Source organism: Clostridium saudiense (genome assembly GCF_000577815.1).
Taxonomy (GTDB): domain Bacteria; phylum Bacillota; class Clostridia; order Clostridiales; family Clostridiaceae; genus Clostridium; species Clostridium saudiense.
Genome location: NZ_CBYM010000009.1, coordinates 42168 through 67121, shown reverse-complemented (window position 1 = coordinate 67121; position 24954 = coordinate 42168). Strand labels below are relative to the sequence as shown.

Below are 24954 nucleotides of genomic sequence, written 5' to 3'. Positions count from 1 at the left end.
GTTTAGTATGAGTGGAGTTACCTACGACTATATGGAAGAATATATTAGAGGATTAATTCCTGAAAGTGAAGGAAAACTAAAAGAGTTAGAAGACTTTGCTAAGGAAAATGGAGTGCCTATAGCTCAAAAAGAAACAATAAAGTTTTTAGAGTTCATGGTAAGCATGAAAAAGCCACTTAGAATTTTAGAGCTTGGTACTGCTATTGGATATTCTGCAATTATAATGTATGAAGCAGCAGGATGTAATCCTCATATAACTACCATAGAGAGAAGCGAAGAAATGATAAAATATGCAAAAGAAAATATAAAAGCATATGGTTTAGAAAATAATATTACTATAGAGGCAGGAGATTGTCTTGAAGTATTAGAAAGATTAGAAGAACCTTATGATTTAATTTTCATGGATGCAGGAAAAGGTCACTATAATCACTTTTTACCACATTGTTTAAGATTATTAAAAGATGATGGAATAATAATTGCTGATAATGTGTTATTTAGAGGAATGGTTGCAAGTGATGATTTAGTTAAAAGAAGGAAAATTACAATAGTTAAGAGAATGAGAACTTACTTAGATTTAGTATCACAAGATAAGGACTTAATTACTTCTGTAATTCCAATGGGAGATGGAATTGCTATAACTAGAAGGAGGTAAATAAATGAGAAAACCTGAAATATTAGCTCCAGCTGGTAATTTAGAAAAGCTAAAAATAGCTATAGATTTTGGAGCAGACGCAGTATATATTGGTGGAGGCAAATTAAATCTTAGAGCATTTTCAAATAATTTTTCAAATGAAGAAATGATTGAAGGTATTAAATATTGTCACGATAGAGGTAAGAAAATTTATGTAACATTAAATGTTTTTGCTAGAAATCATGATTTGCCTTCAGCAGGAGAATACATAAAAGGTCTTTATGATATAGGTGTAGATGCAGTTATAGTTGCAGACCCATCATTAATTGCTATATGTAAAGAAGTAGCACCAGAATTAGAAATACATTTAAGTACACAAGCAAATACTGTTAACTGGATGGCAACTAAATTCTGGTATGATTTAGGAGTTAAGAGAATAGTATTAGCTAGAGAATTAACTTTTAAAGAAATAAATGAAATAACTGAAAATATTCCAAAAGGATGCGATATTGAAGCGTTTATTCATGGTTCAATGTGTGTAGCTTACTCTGGAAGATGTTTAATATCAAATTATATGATTAAAAGAGATGCTAATAAGGGAATATGCGGTAATGTATGCAGATATAAATATCACTTAGTTGAAGAAACTAGACCAGGTGAATATTATCCTGTAATAGAAGACGATAATGGAACATATATAATGAACTCAAAAGATTTATGTATGATTCATTATATTCCTGAACTTGTTAAGAGTGGTATTTATTCTTTCAAGATTGAAGGAAGAATGAAGAGTGAATTCTATGTTGCTTCTGTAGTAAAAGCATATAGAGAAGCGTTAGATAGTTACTGGGAAAATCCAAGCAACTATAAGTTTAAAGATGAATGGATGGATATGCTTAGAAAAGTAAGTCATAGACCATATCATACAGGATTCTACTTAGGTATTAATGGTGAGCAAAACTATGATGACGCTGGCTATGTTAGAGATTACGAAATAGTTGGTATGGTTAAATCATATGATCCGGAAACAAAGACAGCAACAGTTCTTCAAAAGAATAGAGTATTCGAAGGTGAAGAAGTTGAAGTTTTAAGACCAGAAGTTCCATACTTTAAAATTAAACTAGAAGATATGTATGATTTAGATAAAGATAAGAAAACTGATGTTGCTAATAGAGCACATATGATGTTTACTGTAAAGGTTGATGTTCCTTTAAAGGTAAATGATATGCTAGTAAAAGCAAATAACGTTATTAACATAAACAACAACTAAGGAGGAAATGCAGTAATGTCTAAACCAATATTAATAGGAATTACTGGAGGAACAGGCTCTGGTAAAAGTACAATTGCTGATGCGTTATATTCTAATTTTTCAAATGATTGTATTGCAATGATACAACAAGATATGTATTATAAGGATCAAAGCCATTTATCAATGGAAGAAAGAGTTAAAACAAATTATGATCATCCTATGGCTTTTGATAATGATTTATTAGTAGAGCATTTAAAAGCTTTAATAAATGGAGAGTCTATAGAAAAACCAAGTTACGACTTTACTGTACATAATAGAGCAAAAGAAACTACAACAGTTGAAGCAAGAGATATAATTTTAGTTGAAGGTATATTAATTCTTGAAGATCCAAGAATAAGAGAACTTTTAGATATTAAAGTTTATGTTGATACAGATGCTGATATTAGAATTCTAAGAAGACTTGTAAGAGATATTAACGAAAGAGGAAGAACTGTTGAATCAGTTGTAGATCAATATCTTAATATTGTAAGACCAATGCACTTACAATTTACTGAGCCTTCAAAAAAATATGCAGATATAATTATTCCTGAAGGTGGACATAATTATGTTGCTATAGATTTATTAATGGCAAAAATCAGAGATATATTAAAGTAACTTGAATAAAACACCTTTTCTTAGGCTAGAATTTAGCTAAGGAGGTGTTTTTTTTGTATGGTTTTAAAATTAATAATAAAAAATCACTTGCAGTGGGGATAGTATTTTTTAGCATTTTTATTGCTTTAACTATAAGATTATTTTTTCTAATGATAAAGCCAACTAGTACAGTTCAAGGAGAACTTGAAAATCATCAAGTTGAATATACTAGTGATAAGAATTATAAGATTTTTGATACTAATGGAGAAAGTTTAATAAATTATAAAAATAAATATGTAATGGTTCTTGATACAAAGCCTTTTAAGTTAAACAATTATGAAGAAACATTACAAGATTTATTAGCTTTGAATTTTATTATGAAATCTGAAGATGAATCTTTTAATTTTTCTGATATTATGCAACAAAGTGGAAAAATTTATTATAATATCACTAAAGAAACATACGATAAAATAAATAAACTTAATGATATAAAGGGAATATATACTTATGTTTATGATGAATTAGATTTAAAAGAAAGTTGGAGAGTTGAGAATATTATAGCATCAATTGATAAAGATAATGTTGAAGAAGGATCTTTTGAAAGTGAAGTTGTTAGTATAATACAAGATAATAAGAGACCAACTACTGGGTTTTATTTAGATGATAAATCTATTTATAGAACTAATGAAACAAATTCAGGTGTAAATAATAAGAATATAAGACTTACAATAGATAGTTCAATGTCAGATAAAATTAGAGATGTTTTAAAAGATGATTCATTTAGTAATTTAGATAATGTTGGTGTTGTTTTATTAGAAGCAAATACGGGTAAAATAAGAGCAATGGTTCAAAAAGATGAATCAGAAGCTAATGTAAATTTAGGAATAGGTCAATTAGGATTTGAACCAGGATCTATATTTAAAATTTTAACTGAGGCTATTGCATTAAATGAAGGGTTGGTAAATGTAACTGATACTTTTACTTGTAATGGAAATATTTGCACGAATTCAGGAAAGTCTTATGCTCATGGAACTTTAACAGTTAATAAAGCATTTGAGGTATCTTGTAATGATATATTTGCAAAATTAGGTCAATTAATAGGATATGAAAATTTGTTAAAGTATACAACTAATTTAGGATTATATAACAAAGTACTAGGTTTAGCAGGTGAAAATAGAGAAGAGGCAGTAGGGGTAATGCCAAAGCTAACTGATGGAGTAAGCAATTTTGCTATTGGGCAATGTGTAACTGTAACTCCACTTCAAATTGCTGGTGCTGTTAATGCTATAGTTAATGATGGTATTTATATTAAGCCATCACTTATCGAAGCAATTGTAGATGATGATAATAATGTTATAGAAAATATTCAAAATGAAGAAAATAGGATATTTACATCAACAACATCAAAATTAGTTAAAAATAGTATGAGTAATGTTATAACAAATGGTACTGGTACTGCAGCTAAGGTAGATGGTATAATACAAGGTGGTAAGACAGGTACAGCTACAGGTGAAGGTGGTGCAACAACTCACGGTTGGTTTGCTGGTTATTTTGAACTTGACAATAAATTATATACATTAGTAATTGTTGCTCCAAATATAAATGGTGTAGATGAAAATGGAACAGAACTTGCTGGAGGAAATACAGCAGCACCAATATATAGAGAAATAATAAAAGCATTAATAAGTGAATAAAATTTGGGAATAAAATTAATTTGCAATCTTCAAGCAATATTTTTAGAAAATATCATATTATATAATAAGCACTACTAGGAGGAAGCTTAGTGATATTTTTTAGTAATATTTTGGAGTTGTTCTGTACGAATTTTTTCCTTACAGGATATATTTCAGGTAACAACACTTTTCCACAGCCTTTGGATGAAAAAGAAGAAGAAAAATATCTTGAACTATTAAAATCAGGTGATAAGAAGGCTAAAGGAGTATTGATAGAAAGAAACCTTAGGTTGGTTGCACATATTGTGAAAAAGTATCAAATACCGAATAAAGATATAGATGAACTTATATCAATCGGTACAGTAGGGTTAATTAAAGCAATTGATTCATTTGATGCATCAAAGGGAACAAGATTAGCTACATATGCATCTAGATGCATTGAAAATGAAATTTTAATGCTCTTTAGAAGTAGTAAAAAACAAAAAGGAGAAACATTTTTACATGATCCGATAGGCGTTGATAAAGAAGGTAATGAAATAAGTTTAATTGATGTTTTAAGTAGTGATAAAGATTCTGTGGTTGATAAAGTTGAAACCAATATACAAATAAAAGCTCTTTATTCTAAAATTAATACAGCGCTAAGTGAAAGGGAAGGAGAAATTATAAGGATGAGATATGGATTGGTAGATGGTAAATGCAAAACTCAAAGAGAAATAGCAAGTCTACTTGGGATATCAAGATCTTATGTTTCGCGGATAGAAAAGAAAGCTTTAAAGAAATTAAAGAAAGAACTTACAACAAAATGACAAAAAAGGTAAAAAGTTTACAATGTTAGTTGTGATTTTTGGATTATTTTACTAAACTATAAATAGAGATAAAAATATGATATACGATTAGAGATTAGATTAGGGAGAAAATAATATGTATGTATTACAAGAACTTTTAAGAAAAACGATAGAAATGAAGGCATCAGATTTACATTTAACTGTTGGGTTGCCACCAACTATAAGATGCAATGGAAAACTTATCCACTTAGGAGATAAGAAATTATTACCAAATGATGTTGAAGAGTTTTCTAAAGAAATATTGCAAGAAAAATATGAGGAATATTTAAGTATTGGAGAGTTTGATACATCTTATTCTGCACAAGGAATCGGAAGATTTAGAGTAAATGTTTTTAAACAAAGAAATAGTGATGCTATAGCAATAAGAGTTATTGCACTAAAAATACCAACATTAGATGAATTAAAGCATCCAGCAGTTCTTAAAGATATTGTAACTAAAAAAAGAGGGCTTGTTTTAGTTACAGGACCTACAGGTAGTGGTAAAAGTACAACATTAGCAGCTATGATCAATGAAATAAATAATACAAGACAAGCACATATAATAACTTTAGAAGATCCTATAGAATACTTACACAAGCATAATAACTGCATCGTTAATCAAAGAGAAATTGGTAAGGATAGTAAGAGTTACGGAAATGCATTAAAAGCTATATTAAGAGAAGATCCAGATGTGATTTTAGTTGGAGAAATGAGAGATTTAGAAACTATATCAATTGCAATTACAGCTGCTGAAACTGGACATTTAGTATTTTCTACATTACACACAATTGGAGCAGCAAAAACTATAGATAGAATAATAGATGTATTCCCACCACATCAACAACAACAAGTTAAGATACAATTATCATCAGTATTACAAGCAGTTGTATCTCAACAACTATTACCTAATATTGAAGGCAATGGTCGTGTTGCAGCTTTAGAAGTAATGGTGAGTACTCCAGGAATACAAAACTTAATTAGAGAAGGTAAAACACATCAAATTGAATCAGCTGTTCAAACAGGTAATAAATATGGTATGAAAACTATGGATATGGCTATAGCTGAGTTATATAAAAAGGGTGTTATATCAATGGACACAGCAATGACATATGCAGTAGATAGAGAAACTTTAAAAAGATTAATGATTTTATAAAAATTTAAGGGCGTAAGAAATTACGTCCTTTTGTTATAAGTAAATTCAAACTTTAAGTTTAATAAATTAAATTTATTAAAATGAAGGGGATTTTAGAGTTTTCATAAATAAAATCCAATTATAATTTAGTGAATGAAAGTAGCTTATAAGAATAAATGTGAATATATATTTTCAATAAAAATAAAAAAATGTTAAAAGTTAGAGGAATTTTTAAAGTTTTGTTGAATATATTATATGATGAATTAAAATATAGTATTTTAAAATTAGCAATTATTATTATATAGAATAAAGATATAGAAGTAAATTATAGTACATTATAGGATAAAAGCAACATTTTTTGATCATTTTTTTATGAAATCTAAAAAAATCATTACAATTTTCTTCAATAGTTAGCATTTTACTATTGTTAACATATATGTAATGATGTAAAATTAGAGTACGGAATAATTTATGTTTAATACTATAATTAAGCTAATTAAGAAGAACTAATAAAGTAATATTATGAAAGTATTTTAATTACTAATAGAGAGAGTTTTAAGGAGGAGTTATTTTGTTAGATTTCGAGTTAGATATGCAGGAATTAACTAATATAAAGGTAATTGGATGCGGTGGTGGCGGTGGTAACGCCGTTAATAGAATGATCATTGAGGGGTTAAGAAATGTTGAGTTTATAGTTGTTAATACTGATAAACAAGCATTATTGCTTTCACAAGCTAATACAAAGATTCAAATAGGTGAAAAACTTACAAAAGGTCTTGGAGCTGGAGCAAATCCTGAAATCGGGAAAAAAGCTGCAGAAGAAAGTAGAGAAGAAATAGCAGAAGCAATAAAAGGTGCTAACATGGTATTCATTACTGCTGGTATGGGCGGAGGAACTGGTACAGGTGCTGCTCCAGTAGTTGCAGAAATTGCAAAATCTATGAATATTTTAACTGTTGGTGTTGTTACTAAACCTTTCCCATTTGAAGGAAAGAGAAGAATGAGACATGCTGAAATGGGATTAGAAAATTTAAAGCAACATGTTGATACATTAGTTATAATACCAAATGAAAAACTTCTTGCTATGGCAGATAAGAAAACAACATTATTAGATTCATTTAAATTAGCAGATGGTGTGTTAAGACAAGGGGTACAAGCTATTTCTGACCTTATTACTATACCAGGGGTAGTTAATGCCGACTTTGCTGATATTGAAACAGTAATGAAGGATAAAGGGTTAGCACACATGGGTGTTGGCTATGGAAAAGGCGATAATAAAGCACAAGATGCTGTTAGACAAGCAATTTCATCTCCTTTATTAGAAACTTCAATAGATGGAGCTACTGGAGTTATAATAAACTTTACTGGTGGAGTTGACTTAGGAGCAATTGAAGTTTATGAAGCTGCAGAAATAGTAAGAGAAGCAGCTGATATAGATGCTAATATCATCTTTGGTGCAGTTATAGATGAAACTTTAAATGATGAAATAAGATTAACAGTTATTGCAACAGGATTTGAAGAAGATAATGGTAAAGTAACTACTTCAGCACCTGAAGCAAAAATTGACCCAAAGCCTGTAGCAGAAACTATTAAGAAAGAAGAAGAACCTATTAAGGCAACTCATAATGATCCATTATTAGATTTAGATAGAGAAAGCGTTAATATACCAAGCTTCTTAAGATCAAGAAAGTAAAATTTAATAATTATAATATAAAATAAATAGAAATTGTAATAATTACAATTTCTATTTATTTTTTTGTTTTTAATTAAGGGTATAATTATATTATAAAAGTGATTAAAAATGAAATAAAAGATTTAATATTATATATAAGAATAATTGGGAAAAATATGTAAAAAAACTGTGTTTAAAAAATAAATTTACCTCCGTTAAAATGACAAAAAAAATTTAGAGATAAGGCTATAATTTATATATTGAGGTGATAGAAATATGGAAGTATATATTGATATTTATATATTTGAAAATGTAGTAATCAATTTATTCTTGCTATTACTTACTTTCAAATTATTAAGGTTTAGTTTTAATAAGAAGAATATATGCATTGCAGCGGTTTTAGGAGGCTTATACGGGTTAGTTATTTTTTGTAATGTAAATTTATTAAATTCCATAGCATTTAAATTATTGATACCTGCAATTATGATATATATTTCTTTAGAAAGTAAAAAATTTAAATATGTATTAAAATCGATATTGGTCTTTTTTATGTTAGCTTTTATGCTAGGAGGAATATGCTTTGGAGCTTTACAAATGCAAAACACATATATGATTGGACAGGCGTTTGTAGTTGAAAACAATTCAATAAAATATATAGTGTTATCTGTGGCGATTGTATTTATTTTTATAAATAGAATTATTGATTTACTTAAAGATAGAGCCTTAGTTAAAAATTTCTTATATGATATATATATTACCGAAGGAACAAGAACAGTACTAGTAAAAGGATTTTTAGATACAGGAAATGAATTAAGAGAGCCGGTAACAAATTTACCATGTGTTATTGTTGAGAATAACTATTTTAATCAATTTGATATTCCAGATGATAAAAAATTTATTATTAAATATGATACTATAAACGAAGTTGGAGAAGTTAAAGGTTTTAAAGGGAATATAATGATAAAAAATGAAGATAGTAATAGCTGGACAAGGGTTGATGCAATAGTATGCGGATGTGAGAGAAAGTTGAGCAAAGAAGATGAGTTCCAAGCTTTGTTATCAAGGGGTATAGTATAAGGAGGATATATGGGAAAATTAATTTTATTATTAAATAAGTTTTTATCTAAATTTAATATTTTCAGAAAAAGAGTAGATTATATAGGTGGAAATGATGCACTTCCACCACCACTAAAAAAGGATGAAGAAGAACAGTTAGTTGGAAAATTAGCAAGTGGTGATGAGGAAGTAAGAAATACTCTTATAGAAAGAAACTTAAGATTAGTAGTTTATATTGCAAGAAAATTTGAAAATACAGGAGTTGGAGTAGAGGACTTAATTTCTGTTGGAACAATAGGTCTTATAAAGGCAGTTAATACATTTAATCCTGAAAAGAAAATCAAATTAGCAACCTATGCATCAAGATGTATTGAAAACGAAATTTTAATGTATTTAAGAAGAAATACAAAAGTTAAGGCAGAAGTATCATTTTATGAGCCTTTAAATATAGATTGGGATGGAAATGAATTATTGCTATCAGATATATTAGGTACTGAAAATGATACAGTATACAATTTAATTGAAGACGAAGTTGACAAGCAATTATTATTTTTAGCATTAAAAAATTTAAATGAAAGAGAAAAAGAAATTGTGAAGTTAAGATTTGGTCTTTCAGGCAATACGGAAAAGACTCAAAAAGAAGTGGCAGATATGCTTGGTATATCTCAATCTTATATTTCAAGATTAGAAAAGAAAATAATAAATAGATTAAAGAAAGAAATAAATAAAATGATTTAAGGTTGTCTTTAGTATAAAACAATCCTCTAACGGAAATAATTTTAAATGCAGTATGTTATTACTTCTGAAGGAGTGATTGACTTTGATTATCAACAAAGTTGAAATTTGTGGGGTAAATACTTCCAAATTACCAGTACTAAAGGAAAAGGAAAAAAGAGAACTCCTATTAAAGATGAGAAACGGAGATACACAAGCAAGAGAAACTTTTATTAAGGGTAATTTAAGATTAGTTCTAAGTGTTATTCAAAGATTTAATAATAGAGGAGAAAATGTAGATGATTTATTTCAAGTTGGCTGCATTGGATTAATGAAATCAATAGACAATTTTGATTTATCTCAAAATGTAAAATTTTCTACATATGCTGTACCGATGATAATAGGAGAAATAAGAAGGTATTTGAGAGATAATAATTCTATTAGGGTAAGTAGATCTTTAAGGGATGTAGCTTATAAAGCTTTATTAGTAAGAGATAAATTGATAAAGGATAATAATAAGGAGCCAACAGTGTCCCAAATAGCAAAAGAATTAAATATACCTAGAGAAGAGGTTGTTTTTGCTTTAGATGCAATTCAAGATCCAGTTTCATTATTTGAGCCAATATATCATGATGGAGGAGATGCCATTTATGTAATGGATCAAATTAGTGATTCTAAGAATAGCGATGATAGTTGGCTAGAGAATATTTCAATCAAAGAAGCTATGAAAAAATTAAATGACAGAGAAAAATTAATTTTAACATTAAGATTTTTTAATGGAAGAACACAAATGGAAGTTGCAGATGAGATTGGAATTTCACAAGCGCAAGTTTCAAGATTAGAAAAAACAGCATTAAAGCATATGAGGAAGTATGTATAGGACTCTTTGAGTCCTATTTTTTTTGCTAAAAAGATGATATAATCTAAGATTATGAGGGGTGGACAAGTATTGATATTTTAAATACTTCTTAAGGTATAAACAAAGTATAAATAATTTAATAAAATGAAAGGTCACATCATATATATAAATATGGTAAAAGAAAATACATATTTAAGGTGGAGGAGATAATTATGGAGAGTGACTTAATTTTATATTCTGTAAATGCTATAAGAAGTATGGAGGTAGTTGATATATCAACAGGAAGTAAGCTTGGTTATATTAGAGATTTTAAAGTAGATTTAGAAACTAATAAAATAGTATCAATATTTTTACCTTCTAACAATAATAAAGGTTGGTTTTCTAAAGAGGATGATATAGAGATACCATGGGAAAAAATAGTTAAAGTGGGAGTTGACGTAATAATTGTAGATGCAACAGGTATAGAAATCAATCAAGATGAAAATAAAATATAGTATTAATTACAAAAAAAATGTATAATACAAATATAACTATAAGGGAAAGGCGTGATTTGTTTGAAGTGTCCTTTTTGTTTTTATGATGAAAGTAAAGTTGTAGATTCTAGATCAACTGATGATAACACAACAATAAGAAGAAGAAGGGAATGTAGTAGTTGTGGCAGAAGATACACAACTTATGAAAAAATTGAAGATATTCCGATTTTAGTTGTTAAAAGAGATTCTACAAGAGAAAACTTTAATAGAGAAAAAATAGTAAATGGACTTATTATTGCATGTCAAAAGAGACCTATATCTAGAAAGCAAATTGAAGAATTAGCAGAAGATATTGAAAAGAATATTTCTAATAATATGTTAACTGAAGTTGAATCAAGTGTAATTGGTGAAATGGTAATGGATAGGTTAAAAAATCTTGATGAGGTTTCATATGTAAGATTTGCATCTGTATATAGGGAATTTAAGGATATAACTACATTTATTGAAGAGATAAATGTATTAAGAACAAATAATAAATAAAATGGGCTACCTATGGGTAGTCTTTTTTATAGATATAATAAATCAATCAATCAAGGCAAATTACCTTGTTATTTAAGATTAGATAAGGATTTAATATACAATAATGATTATATATTTAAAAATATAAATCATAGAATGTTATTTCAAAGTTAAAATCATGTTAAAAGTTATATAGATTAATTGGTAAATGGATATCTAAAATGTTAAAATACACATATAGAAATATAGAGGTGGATTATGAATTATTTAAATGTTAATGATTTTAAGGTTTTTAAAGATTTTTGGGTTTTAGAAGGTGAAAAGATTAATTTAGTATTTTCTAATGCAGAAATGAATAGAAGCTTTAACAGACATACTGAAGAGGGAATAAATAACCTTTTATCATTAAAGGAAGACTTTAATGTTAATGAAGTGCAGTATATTAGACAAATACATAGTGACAAGGTTTTTGTTTATAAAGGTAATGACGAAGAATTTATTGAAAATGAAGGCGATGGAATAATAACAAATGAAAAGTCTGTTATAGTTGGTGCATTTACAGCTGATTGTGTACCAGTACTATTAGTGGATGAAGTAAAGTGTGTAGTTGGGGCTGTTCATAGTGGTTGGAAGGGAACCTTTAATGACATAAGCAAGAAGGCTGTAGAAAAAATGATTAAAGAATATGGTTCAAATGTTGAAGATATAAGAGCATATATTGGACCACATATAAGACAATGCTGCTATGAAGTATCTGAAGAACTAAAAGAAAAATTTATTGAAAAATTTAATATGATTCCTGAAGAAAATCTTTTTAATGGAAGAAATTTAAGCATGGAGCTTTGTATAGAAAGTGATTTAAAAACTATTGGATTAAAAGATGAAAATATATATTCATTAAAACTTTGTACACATTGTGAAAAAGAAAGTAAATTATTTTCTTATAGAGCTAGTAATGGTACTTACGGAAGGTTATTTTCATTTATTTATATTAAATAAAATTTTGGGGTGATAGAAAATGGCAAATGAAAAAATATTAGTGGTAGATGATGAAGAACATATTTTAGAACTTATAAGCTTTAATTTAACTAATAATGGATATAAAGTAATTAAAGCTAATAATGGAATTGATGCAGTAAGGCTAGCAATTGAAGAAAAGCCAAAGTTAATTTTATTAGATTTAATGATTCCTGGTAAAGATGGATATGATGTTTGCAGGGAAGTTAGAAGTAATAGTGAAATAAGAAATATTCCAATAATAATGCTTACTGCTAAAAGTGAGGAACTTGATAAAATATTAGGATTAGAATTAGGTGCAGATGATTATATCACTAAACCATTTTCTGTAAGAGAATTGCTTGCAAGGGTAAAAGCTGTGTTAAGAAGATTTTCAGTGGTTGAACCAGAAAGTAGTGTTTTGGTATTTGGAAATCTAAAAGCTGATTTTGAAAAAAGAGAAATACATGTTAAAGATAAAAAACTTGATTTAACACTTAAAGAATTTGAACTTCTTGAAATTTTAATTAGGAATAAAGGAAAAATACTAACTAGAGATACCTTACTTGATAAGATATGGGGATATGAATACATAGGAGAAACGAGAACAGTAGATGTTCATATAAGATATTTAAGAAAAAAAGTTGAAGAGGATGATAAAAATCCTAAGCTAATCGAAACTATAAGAGGAGTGGGATATAGATTTAATCCCAATTGTTAAAACATGAAAAAAAGAATTATAACATCAGTAATTATTACTGTAATTTTTGCTTTAATAATTGTAACTAGCTCGTTTATAGCATTAGTTAATATTAGTACAATAAATGATGCAAAAGAAACTCTAGCACTATATAATTCGATTTTAGCAAAGGAAGAAACTTTTAGTGAGGTAGATTTATCTTTATATAAATTTAAAGGAAATTTAGTGCGTTTTACTGTTATAAATAAAGATGGTGATGTAACGTTTGATAATGAAGTTAGTGGCCTTGATAATCATAATAATAGGCAAGAAATTATAGATGCTTTTGAAAATGGGACTGGCAGTAGTGTGAGATATAGTGAGAGTTTAGGAACTAATCTTGTTTATTATGCAACTAAAATTGATGACAATACGGTACTAAGAAGTTCAGTGTCAATAAGTGCAATTAAGGTATTTACATCAGGAGCTTTAAAGTATTATATTGCAATAGTAATTGCTGTGTTTATATTATCTTTAATATTTGCAATAAAACTTGTAAGAATAATAGTATACCCTATTAAAGAACTTGAAAAAGTTACAACGAAAATAGCAAATGGAAATTTAAATAAAAGAGCAATTGTTTATAATTATGATGAAATTGGGTTTTTAGCACAAACTTTTAACAATATGGCAGATCAGCTTGAAATAAAAATAAAGGATTCTTTAGATAAACAAAATAAACTTGAAGCTATTTTAGAAAGTATGGAAAGTGGCGTAATTGCTATTGATAATAATGAAAAAATAATTTTGATAAATCCATATTCTAAAAAGTTATTTGCTCTAAAGGAAGATATTATAGGAAAAAATTTATCAGATTGTATTATAGATTATGATTTAATAAACTTTATTAGAGAAATGCCTGAAATAGGTGCAAGAGAAATTAAATTATTTCATCCAGTGGAAAGAGAGTTAAGGGTTAAAAAGGCGCCAATTATTAGTGGTTCAAAAAATACAATGGGAGTTGTAATTTCTGTACTTGATATTACTGATATTAAAAGATTAGAAAACATGAGAAGTGAATTTGTAGCAAATGTTTCACATGAATTAAAAACTCCATTAACTTCAATAAAGGGATTTTCAGAAACGTTAAGATATGTAGAGGATAATGAAACTAAAAATAAGTTTTTAGATATTATTGATAAGGAATCGGAAAGATTAACTAATTTAATAAATGATATTTTAGTGTTATCTAACATAGAAAATCTTCATAAAATGGATCATGAATGTTTTAAACCAGGAGAAGTGGTTGAAAATGTTTTAGAAATAGTAAAAAGTCAAGCCTTAAAGAAAAATATATCTATTGAGTATAAAGATGAATTTAATAATAAAATCATAGGTAGTAAAGATAAATTTCATCAGTTAGCACTTAACTTAATTGAAAATTCAATAAAATATTCTAATGATGGGGCAATTGTTAAAATTAATTTAACTTTAGAGGGTGAATATTTTATATTTAAGGTCAGTGATAATGGTATAGGAATTCCTAAAAATGATATTCCAAGAATATTTGAAAGATTTTATAGAGTGGATAAATCTAGGTCTACAAGGGGAACTGGGCTTGGATTAGCTATAGTTAAGCATATTGTAAAATTGTTTAATGGAGATATAAGTGTAGAATCAGAACTTGGAGTAGGAAGTACATTTACTGTTAAAATTAAAAAATAATTATTATAAAAAATAATAAAAATGCAAATAAAGATAATGTAGTGAAATATTTTTATATTTCCTGCTTATCTTTATTTTTTTATTATTACAGAATAAGACAAAAATATACCAGTTTAACATTCTCTTAACATTTCTCTAACCCTATTTAACATTTTAGTAATATTAGTTTAACTTTAGAGGAATAATATTATTTGTGTAAGGTATATGAATAAAAAATTCATTTATGAAAGTGGAGGAATAAAAATGAGAAGTAAAAAATTGAAATTAATGGTAGGGGCATTATTAGTTACTATGGTTGGAGCTACATTTGTAGGATGTGGATCTAATGAATCAGCAGAAGGAGATAAAGCTGGTTCTGGAGCAGTAACTATTTCAATTTCAGGTTCAACTTCAGTAGGTCCATTAATGGAAAAAGTTCAAGAAATTTATGAAGAAGAAAATAGTAATGTTACATTAGAAATACAACAAAATGGTTCTGGAGCAGGAATTAAAGATGTTATTGGAGGAGTTTCAGAAATTGGAATGTCTTCAAGAGAATTAAAGGATGAAGAAAAAGGTTCAGTAGAGGGAACTACTATAGCATATGATGGAATTGCTTTATTAGTAAATCCAAATAATACTGTTAAAAACATATCTTTAGAAGATGTTAAAAAGATATATACTGGTGAAATAACAAATTGGAAAGACTTAGGGGGAGAAGATGCACCAATCGTAGTTGTTTCAAGAGAAGAAGGTTCAGGAACTAGAGATGCATTCCAAGAAATTGTTGGATATGAATCAGAAGAATTAACAAAAGATGCATCAATCTCAGATGGTAGCGGAGCTGTTAAAACTACAGTAGCTGGAAATAAAAATGCAATTGGATTTGCTTCTTTTGAATATATTGATGATACAGTTTCAGCTTTAAGTGTTAATGATGTTGAGCCAACAGCTGAAAATGTTAAAGCTGGAGATTATAAAATTTCTAGACCGTTCTTATTAGTAACTTCAAAAGATACTTTAACTGACGAAGGACAAAAATTAATTGACTTTGTATTAAGTTCAGAAGGTCAACAAATAGTAAAAGATAACAAATTAATAACTATAGAATAACAAAAATATATTGTAAAAATGCCTCTCATGAAGAGGTGTTTTTACAACATGAATCAATATTAGTGTGTTATTACCATTAGGAGGACTAAAATGGTAGAGGAAAATAAAAAAAATAAAAGTAAATACATCGTAGATAAAGTTACAAGAGCAATATTTTTAATATGTGCACTTATAGCGGTTGTAAGTTTAGTTTTAATAATAGGATTTGTATTTTATAAAGGATTAAGACCATTTTTTGCAGAAGGTAAATCATTTATTCAATTTATTTTTGGTACTGAATGGTATCCAACATCAGAAAATCAAAAGTATGGTATATTACCAATGATAATTGCATCTATTTATGGTACGATAGGGGCTTTAATAATAGGAGTGCCAATAGGCTTGTTAACAGCAATATTTATTTCAGAAGTAGCACCAAAAGGTGTATCAAAAATTATTATTCCGGCAGTTGAACTTTTAGCTGGAATTCCATCTGTATTATACGGATTATTTGGTTTGGCAGTAATTGTTCCATGGATACAGAATACCTTTAATTTACCACAAGGACAAAGTTTATTAGCAGTAATTATAGTTTTAGCAGTTATGATGCTTCCAACAATAATTTCAGTTTCTACTACTGCAATAAAGGCTGTTCCAAAAAGTTATAAAGAAGGATCTCTTGCGCTTGGAGCTTCACATATAGAAACAACATTCAAAGTTGTTGTACCTGCAGCAAAGTCAGGTATACTTGCAGCAATAGTTTTAGGTTGCGGTAGAGCAATTGGGGAAACAATGGCTATTATATTAGTTGGAGGAAATTCAGTTCAAATACCTACATCTATTTTTGATAAGGTTAGACCTCTTACAAGTAATATAGCTTTAGAAATGGGATATGCAACTCAATCACACCAAGAGTTATTATTTGCTACAGGTGTTGTATTATTTGCATTCATATTAATATTAAATTTAGTTATTTCTAAACTTTCTAATAAGGAAGGTAAGTAAAAATGAGAAAATTTAAAGAAAATATCTTAAAGATATTATTATATTTATCAGCATTAATAACTGTTGGGATTTTAGTATTTATAATAGGATTTATATTTTTAAAAGGATATAAACTTATAAACTTTAATTATTTATTTGGTGAATATAAACCATCAGGTGGTGGTGGAATTAAACCATTTATAATTTCAACTTTATATACTATTGGATTATCATTAGTTATTGCTACACCAATAGGTGTATTAGCAGCAGTTTATTTACAAGAATATGCTAAGCAAGGAAGATTAGTTAGAATAATTAGATATTCAACTGAAGCTCTTGCAGGTATACCGTCAATCGTATATGGATTATTTGGTGCAGCATTTTTTGTAACAACATTAAAGTTTGGGTATTCGCTTATAGCAGGATCTTTAACTCTTGCAATAATAATTTTACCAGTAATTATTCGTACAACAGAAGAAGCTTTAAAGGTAGTTCCTCCATCATATAGGGAAGCATCACTTGGACTTGGAGCAACAAGATTTCAAACTTTATACAAAGTTATACTTCCAAGTGCAATCCCAGGTATTCTTTCAGGGGTAATACTATCAATGGGGCGTGTAATTGGAGAATCAGCAGCACTTTTCTTAACAGCAGGTACAGTTTATAAAATACCTACAAGTATAATGTCAAGTGGTAGAACTTTAACAGTTCATGCATTCCTTGAAACTAAGGAAAAAGGTGATATTGCATCAGCAGCTGCTGCTGGAATAGTTTTAATTGTAATGATTTTTATTTTAAATCTTTTAGCTAAGTTTGTTAGCAAGAAATTTAATAAAGCAAATTATTAATATTTAATTTTAAGTATAGTGAAGTAATGAATAGTTTTTAATTATGATATGAAACTATTTTAATGAAAGAAAATCATAAGATTTTGAGGTGTAAATATGTCAAATATAATTAAGCCTGAGATTCAGGTTAAAAATTTAGAACTGTTTTATGGTGATAATAAAGCATTAAAAAATATAAATTTAGATATAGAATCGAAAAAGGTTACAGCATTAATAGGTCCTTCAGGATGTGGTAAATCAACATTTTTAAGAACTTTAAATAGAATGAATGATTTAATTGAAGGTGTAAAGATTAACGGTCAAATATTAATTGATGGAAAAGATATATATAAGGAATATGATGAAATAGATTTAAGAAAAAAGGTTGGTATGGTATTCCAAAAGCCAAATCCATTTCCTATGTCTATTTATGATAATATAGCTTATGGTCCAAGAATCCATGGAATTAAAGATAAAAAGAAATTAGATGAAATAGTAGAAACAAGTTTAAGAGGTGCAGCTCTTTTTGATGAAGTTAAAGATAGATTAAAAAAATCTGCTTTAGGCCTTTCTGGTGGGCAACAACAAAGATTATGTATTGCTAGGACTATAGCGGTTTCACCAGAAATAATATTAATGGATGAGCCTACATCAGCATTAGATCCTATTTCAACTAATAAAATGGAAGAACTTATGGATCAATTAAAAAAACAATATACTGTAGTAATTGTTACTCATAATATGCAACAAGCAGGAAGAATTGCTGATAAAACTGCATTTTTCTTATCAGGTGAAGTAATTGAATATGGTAAGACAGAAGATATATTCTACAGACCAAAGGATAAGAGAACAGAGGATTATATCACAGGAAGATTCGGATAAAATTTAAATTGGATAAAGTTAAGTATTGCTAAGTATATATTAAAATTTAAATATAAATATGATTTCAATGCAATTAAGTGAGTAGGGAGTGAGATAATGACAAGAAATCTTTTAGATAAAAGAATGAAACTTCTAAAGTCTGAGCTTGCTGAAATGGGAAGTTTAGTAGAAAAGCAAATATATAATAGTATAGAAGCTTTTAAAAATAAAGATATGGTCCTTGCAAAGCAAGTAATGGATAATGATGATAAGGTTGATGAATTAAATAGAAAAATTGAAGAGCAATGCTTAAAGCTTATGGCTATGGAATCTCCTGTAGCAACTGATTTAAGAAAGATATTTACTACTTCAAAGATAGTTACAGATTTAGAAAGAATGGCTGATTATGCAGTTGATATTTGTAAAATAGCTCAAAGAGTAGAACTTGATGTACTAGGTGAAGAATGCGAACCAATTTGGCAAATGGTTGATATTTTAAGAAAAATGATTAAAAAATCAATAGAAGCATTTGTTGCAAATGATGTAGAAGCTGCTTATGAAATTTGCAAAATGGATGATGAAGTTGATATTTTATATCGTGGATTATTCAATGATATGCTAAAGAAGATGGCAAAAGATGAATCAATCATAAATAAAGGAGCACAAATGTTATTTGCATCTAAGTACCTAGAGAGAGTTGGAGACCATGTTACAAATATTTGTGAATGGATAATTTTTTCGTCAAAAGGTGATTATGTAGACTTAAATGAGTAATAATAAAGAATATGGGGGAAACCTATATTCTTTTTTTGTTAGTTGACAAAAATAAAAATATTAGGTTAATATATCATAGAGATGGTAGGTAATTATAGGAGTGGACATTATGAAAAATGTAATAACAAGTGTAATGCCTGATAGTATTGCTGAAGAAGTCGGCATTGAGGAAAATGATATTTTATTATCAGTAAATGGAGAAAAGATAGTTGATATTATAGACTACAGGTTTTTAACGAACGATGAAGAAATAGTTTTAGAAATACAAAAACCAAATGGAGAGATCTGGGATTACGAAATAGAAAAAGACTATGGCGAAGAATTAGGTCTAGAATTTGGTGGCGGTATTATGGATAAGGCAAAAAGATGCAGTAATAAATGTATGTTTTGCTTTATAGATCAAAATCCTAAAGGTATGAGAGAAAGCTTATATTTTAAAGATGATGATTCGCGTCTTTCTTTCCTTCAAGGTAACTTTGTTACTTTAACTAATATGAAAGAGGAAGATATAGATAGAATTATTAAATATAGAATAAGCCCTATAAATATTTCAGTGCATACAACAAATCCAGAACTAAGAGTAAAAATGCTTGGGAATAGATTTGCAGGATCTGTTTATGATAGAATAAAAAGACTAGCAGAGGCTGGAATTGAAATGCATTGTCAAATAGTTCTTATACCAGAAGTAAATAATGGTGAAGAACTTAAGAGGACTATTACTGAATTATATGAACTATATCCTTCAGTTGCCAATGTTGCAGTAGTACCTATAGGAGTTACGAAGTATAGAGAAGGATTAGTTAAAGTAAAAACATTTAACGAAGAAACTTCAAGAAAAGAATTAGAAATGATTATGGAATTCCAAAAAAGATTTATGGAAGAAATAAATGATCCATTTGTAAGATTTTCTGATGAGTTTTATTTAGTTGCAGGCATAGATGTGCCTGAAGAAGATTTTTATAACGGATATGAGCAAATAGAAGATGGAATTGGAATGATTAGATGTTTCAGAGAAGCCATAAATTATACTGCTCAAGATTTAAATAAAAATATAAAAGGAACTTTTTCAGTACCAACAGGTAAACTTGCTTATGAAGAAGTAAAAAGTGGAATGAAAAAGTTAATGGACGTTAACCCTAATATTAAGATAGATACATATAAAATTATTAATAATTTCTTTGGTGAAACAATAACTGTTGCAGGACTTCTTACTGGAACTGATATTATTGGGCAATTAAAAGGAAAAATTAATAGTGAGTACTTAATCATGCCAAACAACATGTTTAGAAAAGGATATGAATTAGGCCCAGCTGAATATATCATGCTAGATGATACAAGAGTAGAAGATATAGAAAGAGAGTTAGGGGTTAAGGTTCTTGTATGTGATCATACAGGAGAAGATATAGTAAGCATAATAAACGATGCGTGTCAGGAGGAAATAAAATAATGGCAAAACCAATAGTTGCTATAGTTGGAAGACCTAATGTAGGTAAGTCTACATTATTCAATAAATTAGCAGGAAAAAGAATTTCAATAGTTCAAGATACACCAGGTGTAACAAGAGATAGAGTATATGCAGAGGCTGAATGGCTTAATCATACTTTCACAATGATTGATACTGGTGGTATAGAACCAGAAAACCAAGATATAATAGTTAAACAAATGAGAAGACAAGCAAATATTGCTATAGAAACTGCGGACGTAATAATGTTTGTAGTTGATGGTAAAGAAGGAATGACTGCTGCTGATAATGAAGTTGCAACAATGCTAAGAAAGTCTAAGAAGCCAGTAGTTTTAGTTGTTAATAAAATTGATAACTTAAAAGATGAAGAAAATGCTTGGGAATTCTACAATTTAGGTATTGGAGATCCAGTAGCTGTATCTGCAGGACAAGGAAAAGGACTTGGAGATATGCTTGATATGGTAGTTGAGCATTTTGATTCAATTGCTGCAAAAGAAGAAGAAGAAGATGACATAAAGATTGCTATGATAGGTAAACCTAATGTAGGAAAATCATCTTTAATAAACAGATTATTAGGAGAAGATAGATTAATAGTATCTGATATAGCAGGTACTACAAGAGATGCTATCGATAGTAAGATTGAATGTGAATTTGGTAAATTTACATTAATTGATACTGCTGGTCTTAGAAGAAAGAGCAAAGTTAAAGAAGAAATCGAAAGATATTCTGTAATTAGAACACTTGCCGCTGTTGAAAGAGCTGATGTATGTATTTTAATGATAGATGCTACAGAAGGTGTTACTGAGCAAGATGAAAAGATAGTAGGCTTTGCACATGAATTAAATAAGGCTATAATGGTTATAGTAAACAAATGGGATCTTATTGAAAAAGACGATAAGACTATGGATAACTATAAAAAAGACTTACAAAGCAAGCTTAAATTTATAAAATATGCTAAGTTCTTATTTATATCAGCATTAACTGGCCAAAGAGCACATAAAGTTTTAGAAGTTGCTAGAGAATGTTATGATAATTATGATAAGAGAGTTGGTACTGGTGTATTAAATGATGTTATAAGTAAAGCAATATTAATGAAAGAACCACCAGTAGTTGCATTAAAGAGATTAAAAATATACTATGCAACTCAAGTAGCAACAAAACCACCAAAGTTTGTATTCTTTGTTAATGATTCTAGCTGCAGACACTTCTCTTATGAAAGATACTTAGAAAATCAATTAAGAGATAATTTTGATTTCAGTGGTACTGGAATACAAATAGAATATAGGGAGAGAAAGGATAATTAATTATGAGTAAGGTGACTTTTTTAGGCGGAGGAAGTTTCGGAATTTCTTTAGCTATCTTATTAGCAAACAAAGGAAATATTGTATCAGTATATGATAGAGATAGTAGTGTTGTTGAGGATATCAATGTTAATAGACGAAATGATAAGTTCATTAAAGGATTAGATGTACCTAAAAATGTTACAGCTTATAATAATTTAGAGGAAGCAATACAAGATACAAATTATGTTGTATTAGCAGTTCCATCTCATGTAATTAGAAGTGCATCAAGAAGTATTAAAGGATTAATAAAAGAAGATGTACCGGTTATTTGTATTGCAAAAGGAATAGAAGAGGGAAGTAATAAAACATTAGTTGAGGTTATTGAAGAAGAACTTAATAATCCTGTAGTTGTTTTATCAGGACCAAGTCATGCTGAAGAAGTTTCTTTTGATATTCCAACAACAGTACTTACATCTTCTAAAAATATGAAGGTTGCTGAAGAAGTTCAAGATTTATTTATGACTAAAACATTTAGGGTATATACTAATGATGATTTAGTTGGTGTTGAAATTGGAGGAGCTGTAAAGAATATTATAGCATTAGCAGCTGGAGTTTGTGATGGATTAGGATATGGAGATAATACAAAGGCAGCTCTTATGACTAGAGGGATGGCTGAGATAGTTAGAATAGGAACTAAGCTTGGCGGAAGAGTAGAGACATTCTTAGGACTTACTGGAATGGGTGATTTAATTGTAACTTGTACTAGTATACATTCTAGAAATAGAAGGGCAGGATATTTAATAGGAACAGGTAAGACAAGAGAAGAAGCTGTTGAAGAAGTTGGAATGATTGTTGAAGGTATTAAGGCATGTCATGCATTTTATGATTTAAAAGAAAAGTTAGATGTTGAAATGCCTATAACAGATGCTTTATATAAAGTTCTTTTTGAAGGTAAGGATGCTAAAGAAATGGTAAGTGAATTACTACAAAGAGATAAAAAAGCAGAAAATTATTAATTATTAAAGAAGCTACAAGTTAATTTGTAGCTTCTTTTTTTAGAGTAAAATTTATTTTTTATTTATTATGTAAAAATATCATATTTACTTTTCCAACTACATATTTTTAACTATATAGATAATGAAAAAGATAAAGAAAAAACAAATGCATTTGAAGTTTATGAATTTTCATTAATTTATTAAAATTAAAAAAGTAGTATACTTTTTTTGACTATGGAATATATATATAGTGTTAAAAATAAATAGGAGGGTGTACTTATGGGTGATTTCAATATATATAAAGATATTGCGGAAAGGACTCAAGGGGACATATACTTAGGTGTTGTAGGTCCAGTTAGAACAGGGAAATCTACATTTATCAAAAAATTTATGGACCTTATGGTTATACCAAAGATTGAAAATACTTATAAAAAAGAAAGAGCTAAAGATGAATTACCACAAAGTGGTTCAGGAAAAACTATCCATACTACAGAGCCAAAATTCGTTCCGAATGAAGCTGTAGAAATTACAATTGATGATGATGTAAAATTAAAGGTTAGATTAGTAGATTGTGTGGGGTATATAGTTAAGGGGGCTTTAGGATATTTAGAAAACGAAGAGCCTAAAATGGTTAATACTCCATGGTATGAATATGAAATACCTTTTGAAGATGCAGCAGAAATTGGGACAAGAAAAGTTATTACAGATCATTCGACTGTAGGACTTGTAATTACAACAGATGGAAGTATAACAGGAATAGATAGAGAAGAATACGTTGAAGCTGAAGAAAGGGTTGTAGAAGAGCTTAAAGCTATAAATAAACCTTTTATAATTGTACTTAATACCAAGAACATAAACTCTCCAGAAACTGATACATTAAAGGATGAACTTGAAAAGAAATATGATGTAGAAGTTCAAGTTATGGATGTTTCAAATATGACTGAAAAAGATGTGGAAAAACTTTTTAAACATGTACTTAAAGAGTTCCCTGTAAAGGAAATAAATATTGATATGCCAACATGGGTAGAAAGCTTAGATCCTGATCATTGGTTAAAGAAAGAATTCTTTAAAATAATTAAGGGAATGTGTGATAGTGTAGATAAGATTAGGGACATAAAACCAGCATTTTATGATGCTAAACAAAATGAAAATTTAAGTGCATCTGATTTAAAACAAATAAAACTTGGTGAAGGAACAGCTAATATACTACTAAAGCCAAGTGAAACCATTTTTTATAAAGTACTTAGTGAAAATTGTGATGTTGATATTGAAAGCGAAAGTGATTTAATTGCGCTTGTAAAAGATTTAAATATAGCAAAGAGAGAATATGATAAAATCAAGGATGCATTAGTTGATGTTAGAGAAACAGGATATGGATTAGTTGCGCCACAATTAAGTGAAATGAAATTTGAGGAGCCTGAAATTGTAAAACAAGGAACAAAATTTGGTGTTAAATTAAAAGCAAGTGCACCATCTCTTCACTTTATAAAGGCTGATATTAAAACTGAAATTAGCCCAATCATGGGTTCAGAAAAAGAAAGTGAAGAGCTTGTTACAGCACTTATGGAGCAATATGAAAAAGATCCAGCATCATTATGGCAAAGTAATATGTTTGGTAAGTCGTTAGAAGTTTTAGTAAAAGAAGGCTTGCAAAATAAGTTATATAAGATGCCGGAAGATGTACAAGTTAAAATCCAAAAGACACTTCAAAAAATTATTAATGAAGGTAATGGCGGTTTAATTTGTATAATACTATAACATAGGGATAATCTGCTGCTAAATATTTATAATTTAGTAGTAGATTATTTTTTTATGTAAAAACACGAATATTAAAGAAAAAAATATAAAATATTTTCATTTTT

At 28.5% G+C, this 24954-nt stretch carries 24 protein-coding genes; all 24 read left to right on the top strand.

Annotated features, from left to right (window positions below; genetic code table 11):
• Nucleotides 1–7 precede the first annotated feature (7 nt).
• Nucleotides 8–652, top strand: coding sequence for an O-methyltransferase (locus TY07_RS06615; protein WP_042397038.1), 645 nt, complete (start codon nt 8–10; stop codon nt 650–652).
• A 4-nt stretch (nt 653–656) separates the two neighbouring features.
• Complete coding sequence (locus TY07_RS06610; RefSeq protein ID WP_042397036.1) at nt 657–1901, top strand: peptidase U32 family protein; 1245 nt, start codon at nt 657–659, stop codon at nt 1899–1901.
• Between the two features lie 15 nt (nt 1902–1916).
• Nucleotides 1917–2534: a uridine kinase gene (gene udk, locus TY07_RS06605; protein WP_042397032.1), complete on the top strand. Its 618-nt coding sequence runs from the start codon at nt 1917–1919 to the stop codon at nt 2532–2534.
• A 44-nt stretch (nt 2535–2578) separates the two neighbouring features.
• Nucleotides 2579–4207, top strand: a complete 1629-nt coding sequence (locus TY07_RS06600; RefSeq protein ID WP_042397029.1) for a peptidoglycan D,D-transpeptidase FtsI family protein — start codon at nt 2579–2581, stop codon at nt 4205–4207.
• Nucleotides 4208–4296: 89 nt separating this feature from the next.
• Nucleotides 4297–4992: an RNA polymerase sporulation sigma factor SigK gene (gene sigK, locus TY07_RS06595; protein WP_042397027.1), complete on the top strand. Its 696-nt coding sequence runs from the start codon at nt 4297–4299 to the stop codon at nt 4990–4992.
• Nucleotides 4993–5107: 115 nt separating this feature from the next.
• The gene (locus TY07_RS06590; protein WP_042397024.1) at nt 5108–6163 is read left to right on the top strand and encodes a type IV pilus twitching motility protein PilT; all 1056 of its coding nucleotides are present in this window, start codon (nt 5108–5110) and stop codon (nt 6161–6163) included.
• Between the two features lie 550 nt (nt 6164–6713).
• Nucleotides 6714–7835, top strand: a complete 1122-nt coding sequence (gene ftsZ / locus TY07_RS06585) for a cell division protein FtsZ (RefSeq protein WP_042397021.1) — start codon at nt 6714–6716, stop codon at nt 7833–7835.
• Nucleotides 7836–8090: 255 nt separating this feature from the next.
• Nucleotides 8091–8891, top strand: coding sequence for a sigma-E processing peptidase SpoIIGA (locus TY07_RS06580; protein ID WP_042397018.1), 801 nt, complete (start codon nt 8091–8093; stop codon nt 8889–8891).
• Nucleotides 8892–8900: 9 nt separating this feature from the next.
• Nucleotides 8901–9608 carry an RNA polymerase sporulation sigma factor SigE gene (sigE, locus tag TY07_RS06575; protein ID WP_042397015.1) on the top strand — a complete coding sequence of 236 codons (708 nt, stop codon included), beginning with the start codon at nt 8901–8903 and terminating at the stop codon, nt 9606–9608.
• Between the two features lie 82 nt (nt 9609–9690).
• A complete protein-coding gene (sigG, locus tag TY07_RS06570; RefSeq protein ID WP_042397011.1) occupies nt 9691–10464 on the top strand; it encodes an RNA polymerase sporulation sigma factor SigG in 774 nt (257 codons plus the stop codon).
• 191 nt (nt 10465–10655) lie between these two features.
• Entirely contained in the window at nt 10656–10937 is a 282-nt protein-coding gene (locus tag TY07_RS06565) for a YlmC/YmxH family sporulation protein (protein WP_042397008.1), read from the top strand.
• 60 nt (nt 10938–10997) lie between these two features.
• Nucleotides 10998–11456, top strand: coding sequence for a transcriptional regulator NrdR (gene nrdR, locus TY07_RS06560; protein ID WP_042397164.1), 459 nt, complete (start codon nt 10998–11000; stop codon nt 11454–11456).
• A 237-nt stretch (nt 11457–11693) separates the two neighbouring features.
• Nucleotides 11694–12434 (top strand): peptidoglycan editing factor PgeF, encoded by a 741-nt coding sequence (gene pgeF / locus TY07_RS06555; protein ID WP_042397004.1) that lies wholly within the window; start codon nt 11694–11696, stop codon nt 12432–12434.
• A gap of 19 nt (nt 12435–12453) precedes the next feature.
• Nucleotides 12454–13152 carry a winged helix-turn-helix domain-containing protein gene (locus TY07_RS06550; protein WP_042397002.1) on the top strand — a complete coding sequence of 233 codons (699 nt, stop codon included), beginning with the start codon at nt 12454–12456 and terminating at the stop codon, nt 13150–13152.
• A gap of 3 nt (nt 13153–13155) precedes the next feature.
• Nucleotides 13156–14835 (top strand): HAMP domain-containing sensor histidine kinase, encoded by a 1680-nt coding sequence (locus TY07_RS06545; protein ID WP_042396998.1) that lies wholly within the window; start codon nt 13156–13158, stop codon nt 14833–14835.
• Between the two features lie 243 nt (nt 14836–15078).
• Nucleotides 15079–15927 (top strand): phosphate ABC transporter substrate-binding protein, encoded by an 849-nt coding sequence (locus tag TY07_RS06540; protein WP_042396995.1) that lies wholly within the window; start codon nt 15079–15081, stop codon nt 15925–15927.
• A 90-nt stretch (nt 15928–16017) separates the two neighbouring features.
• Nucleotides 16018–16911 (top strand): phosphate ABC transporter permease subunit PstC, encoded by an 894-nt coding sequence (gene pstC / locus TY07_RS06535; protein ID WP_042396993.1) that lies wholly within the window; start codon nt 16018–16020, stop codon nt 16909–16911.
• A gap of 2 nt (nt 16912–16913) precedes the next feature.
• Nucleotides 16914–17738 carry a phosphate ABC transporter permease PstA gene (pstA, locus tag TY07_RS06530; protein WP_042396991.1) on the top strand — a complete coding sequence of 275 codons (825 nt, stop codon included), beginning with the start codon at nt 16914–16916 and terminating at the stop codon, nt 17736–17738.
• Nucleotides 17739–17834: 96 nt separating this feature from the next.
• A complete protein-coding gene (pstB, locus tag TY07_RS06525) occupies nt 17835–18599 on the top strand; it encodes a phosphate ABC transporter ATP-binding protein PstB (RefSeq protein ID WP_042396990.1) in 765 nt (254 codons plus the stop codon).
• 96 nt (nt 18600–18695) lie between these two features.
• Nucleotides 18696–19352 carry a phosphate signaling complex protein PhoU gene (phoU, locus tag TY07_RS06520; RefSeq protein ID WP_042396988.1) on the top strand — a complete coding sequence of 219 codons (657 nt, stop codon included), beginning with the start codon at nt 18696–18698 and terminating at the stop codon, nt 19350–19352.
• Nucleotides 19353–19461: 109 nt separating this feature from the next.
• On the top strand, nt 19462–20799 hold the full coding sequence (locus tag TY07_RS06515) for a radical SAM protein (protein WP_042396986.1): 1338 nt from the start codon (nt 19462–19464) through the stop codon (nt 20797–20799).
• On the top strand, nt 20799–22118 hold the full coding sequence (gene der / locus TY07_RS06510) for a ribosome biogenesis GTPase Der (protein ID WP_042396983.1): 1320 nt from the start codon (nt 20799–20801) through the stop codon (nt 22116–22118). Before TY07_RS06515 ends, der begins: the two co-directional genes overlap by 1 nt.
• Nucleotides 22119–22120: 2 nt before the next feature.
• Complete coding sequence (locus TY07_RS06505; protein ID WP_042396980.1) at nt 22121–23113, top strand: NAD(P)H-dependent glycerol-3-phosphate dehydrogenase; 993 nt, start codon at nt 22121–22123, stop codon at nt 23111–23113.
• Between the two features lie 258 nt (nt 23114–23371).
• A complete protein-coding gene (gene spoIVA / locus TY07_RS06500) occupies nt 23372–24850 on the top strand; it encodes a stage IV sporulation protein A (protein WP_042396977.1) in 1479 nt (492 codons plus the stop codon).
• Nucleotides 24851–24954: the final 104 nt, after the last annotated feature.

Bases quoted from the DNA above. Each gene is read 5' to 3' on its own strand.
- sigE (WP_042397015.1), top strand. From the start codon at position 8,901: ATGGGAAAATTAATTTTATTATTAAATAAGTTTTTATCTAAATTTAAT.
- TY07_RS06565 (WP_042397008.1), top strand. From the start codon at position 10,656: ATGGAGAGTGACTTAATTTTATATTCTGTAAATGCTATAAGAAGTATG.
- udk (WP_042397032.1), top strand. From the start codon at position 1,917: ATGTCTAAACCAATATTAATAGGAATTACTGGAGGAACAGGCTCTGGT.
- pgeF (WP_042397004.1), top strand. From the start codon at position 11,694: ATGAATTATTTAAATGTTAATGATTTTAAGGTTTTTAAAGATTTTTGG.
- TY07_RS06610 (WP_042397036.1), top strand. From the start codon at position 657: ATGAGAAAACCTGAAATATTAGCTCCAGCTGGTAATTTAGAAAAGCTA.
- pstA (WP_042396991.1), top strand. From the start codon at position 16,914: ATGAGAAAATTTAAAGAAAATATCTTAAAGATATTATTATATTTATCA.
- der (WP_042396983.1), top strand. From the start codon at position 20,799: ATGGCAAAACCAATAGTTGCTATAGTTGGAAGACCTAATGTAGGTAAG.
- phoU (WP_042396988.1), top strand. From the start codon at position 18,696: ATGACAAGAAATCTTTTAGATAAAAGAATGAAACTTCTAAAGTCTGAG.
- TY07_RS06550 (WP_042397002.1), top strand. From the start codon at position 12,454: ATGGCAAATGAAAAAATATTAGTGGTAGATGATGAAGAACATATTTTA.
- pstB (WP_042396990.1), top strand. From the start codon at position 17,835: ATGTCAAATATAATTAAGCCTGAGATTCAGGTTAAAAATTTAGAACTG.
- TY07_RS06545 (WP_042396998.1), top strand. From the start codon at position 13,156: ATGAAAAAAAGAATTATAACATCAGTAATTATTACTGTAATTTTTGCT.
- TY07_RS06580 (WP_042397018.1), top strand. From the start codon at position 8,091: ATGGAAGTATATATTGATATTTATATATTTGAAAATGTAGTAATCAAT.
- TY07_RS06515 (WP_042396986.1), top strand. From the start codon at position 19,462: ATGAAAAATGTAATAACAAGTGTAATGCCTGATAGTATTGCTGAAGAA.
- pstC (WP_042396993.1), top strand. From the start codon at position 16,018: ATGGTAGAGGAAAATAAAAAAAATAAAAGTAAATACATCGTAGATAAA.
- spoIVA (WP_042396977.1), top strand. From the start codon at position 23,372: ATGGGTGATTTCAATATATATAAAGATATTGCGGAAAGGACTCAAGGG.
- TY07_RS06590 (WP_042397024.1), top strand. From the start codon at position 5,108: ATGTATGTATTACAAGAACTTTTAAGAAAAACGATAGAAATGAAGGCA.
- TY07_RS06615 (WP_042397038.1), top strand. From the start codon at position 8: ATGAGTGGAGTTACCTACGACTATATGGAAGAATATATTAGAGGATTA.
- TY07_RS06505 (WP_042396980.1), top strand. From the start codon at position 22,121: ATGAGTAAGGTGACTTTTTTAGGCGGAGGAAGTTTCGGAATTTCTTTA.
- TY07_RS06540 (WP_042396995.1), top strand. From the start codon at position 15,079: ATGAGAAGTAAAAAATTGAAATTAATGGTAGGGGCATTATTAGTTACT.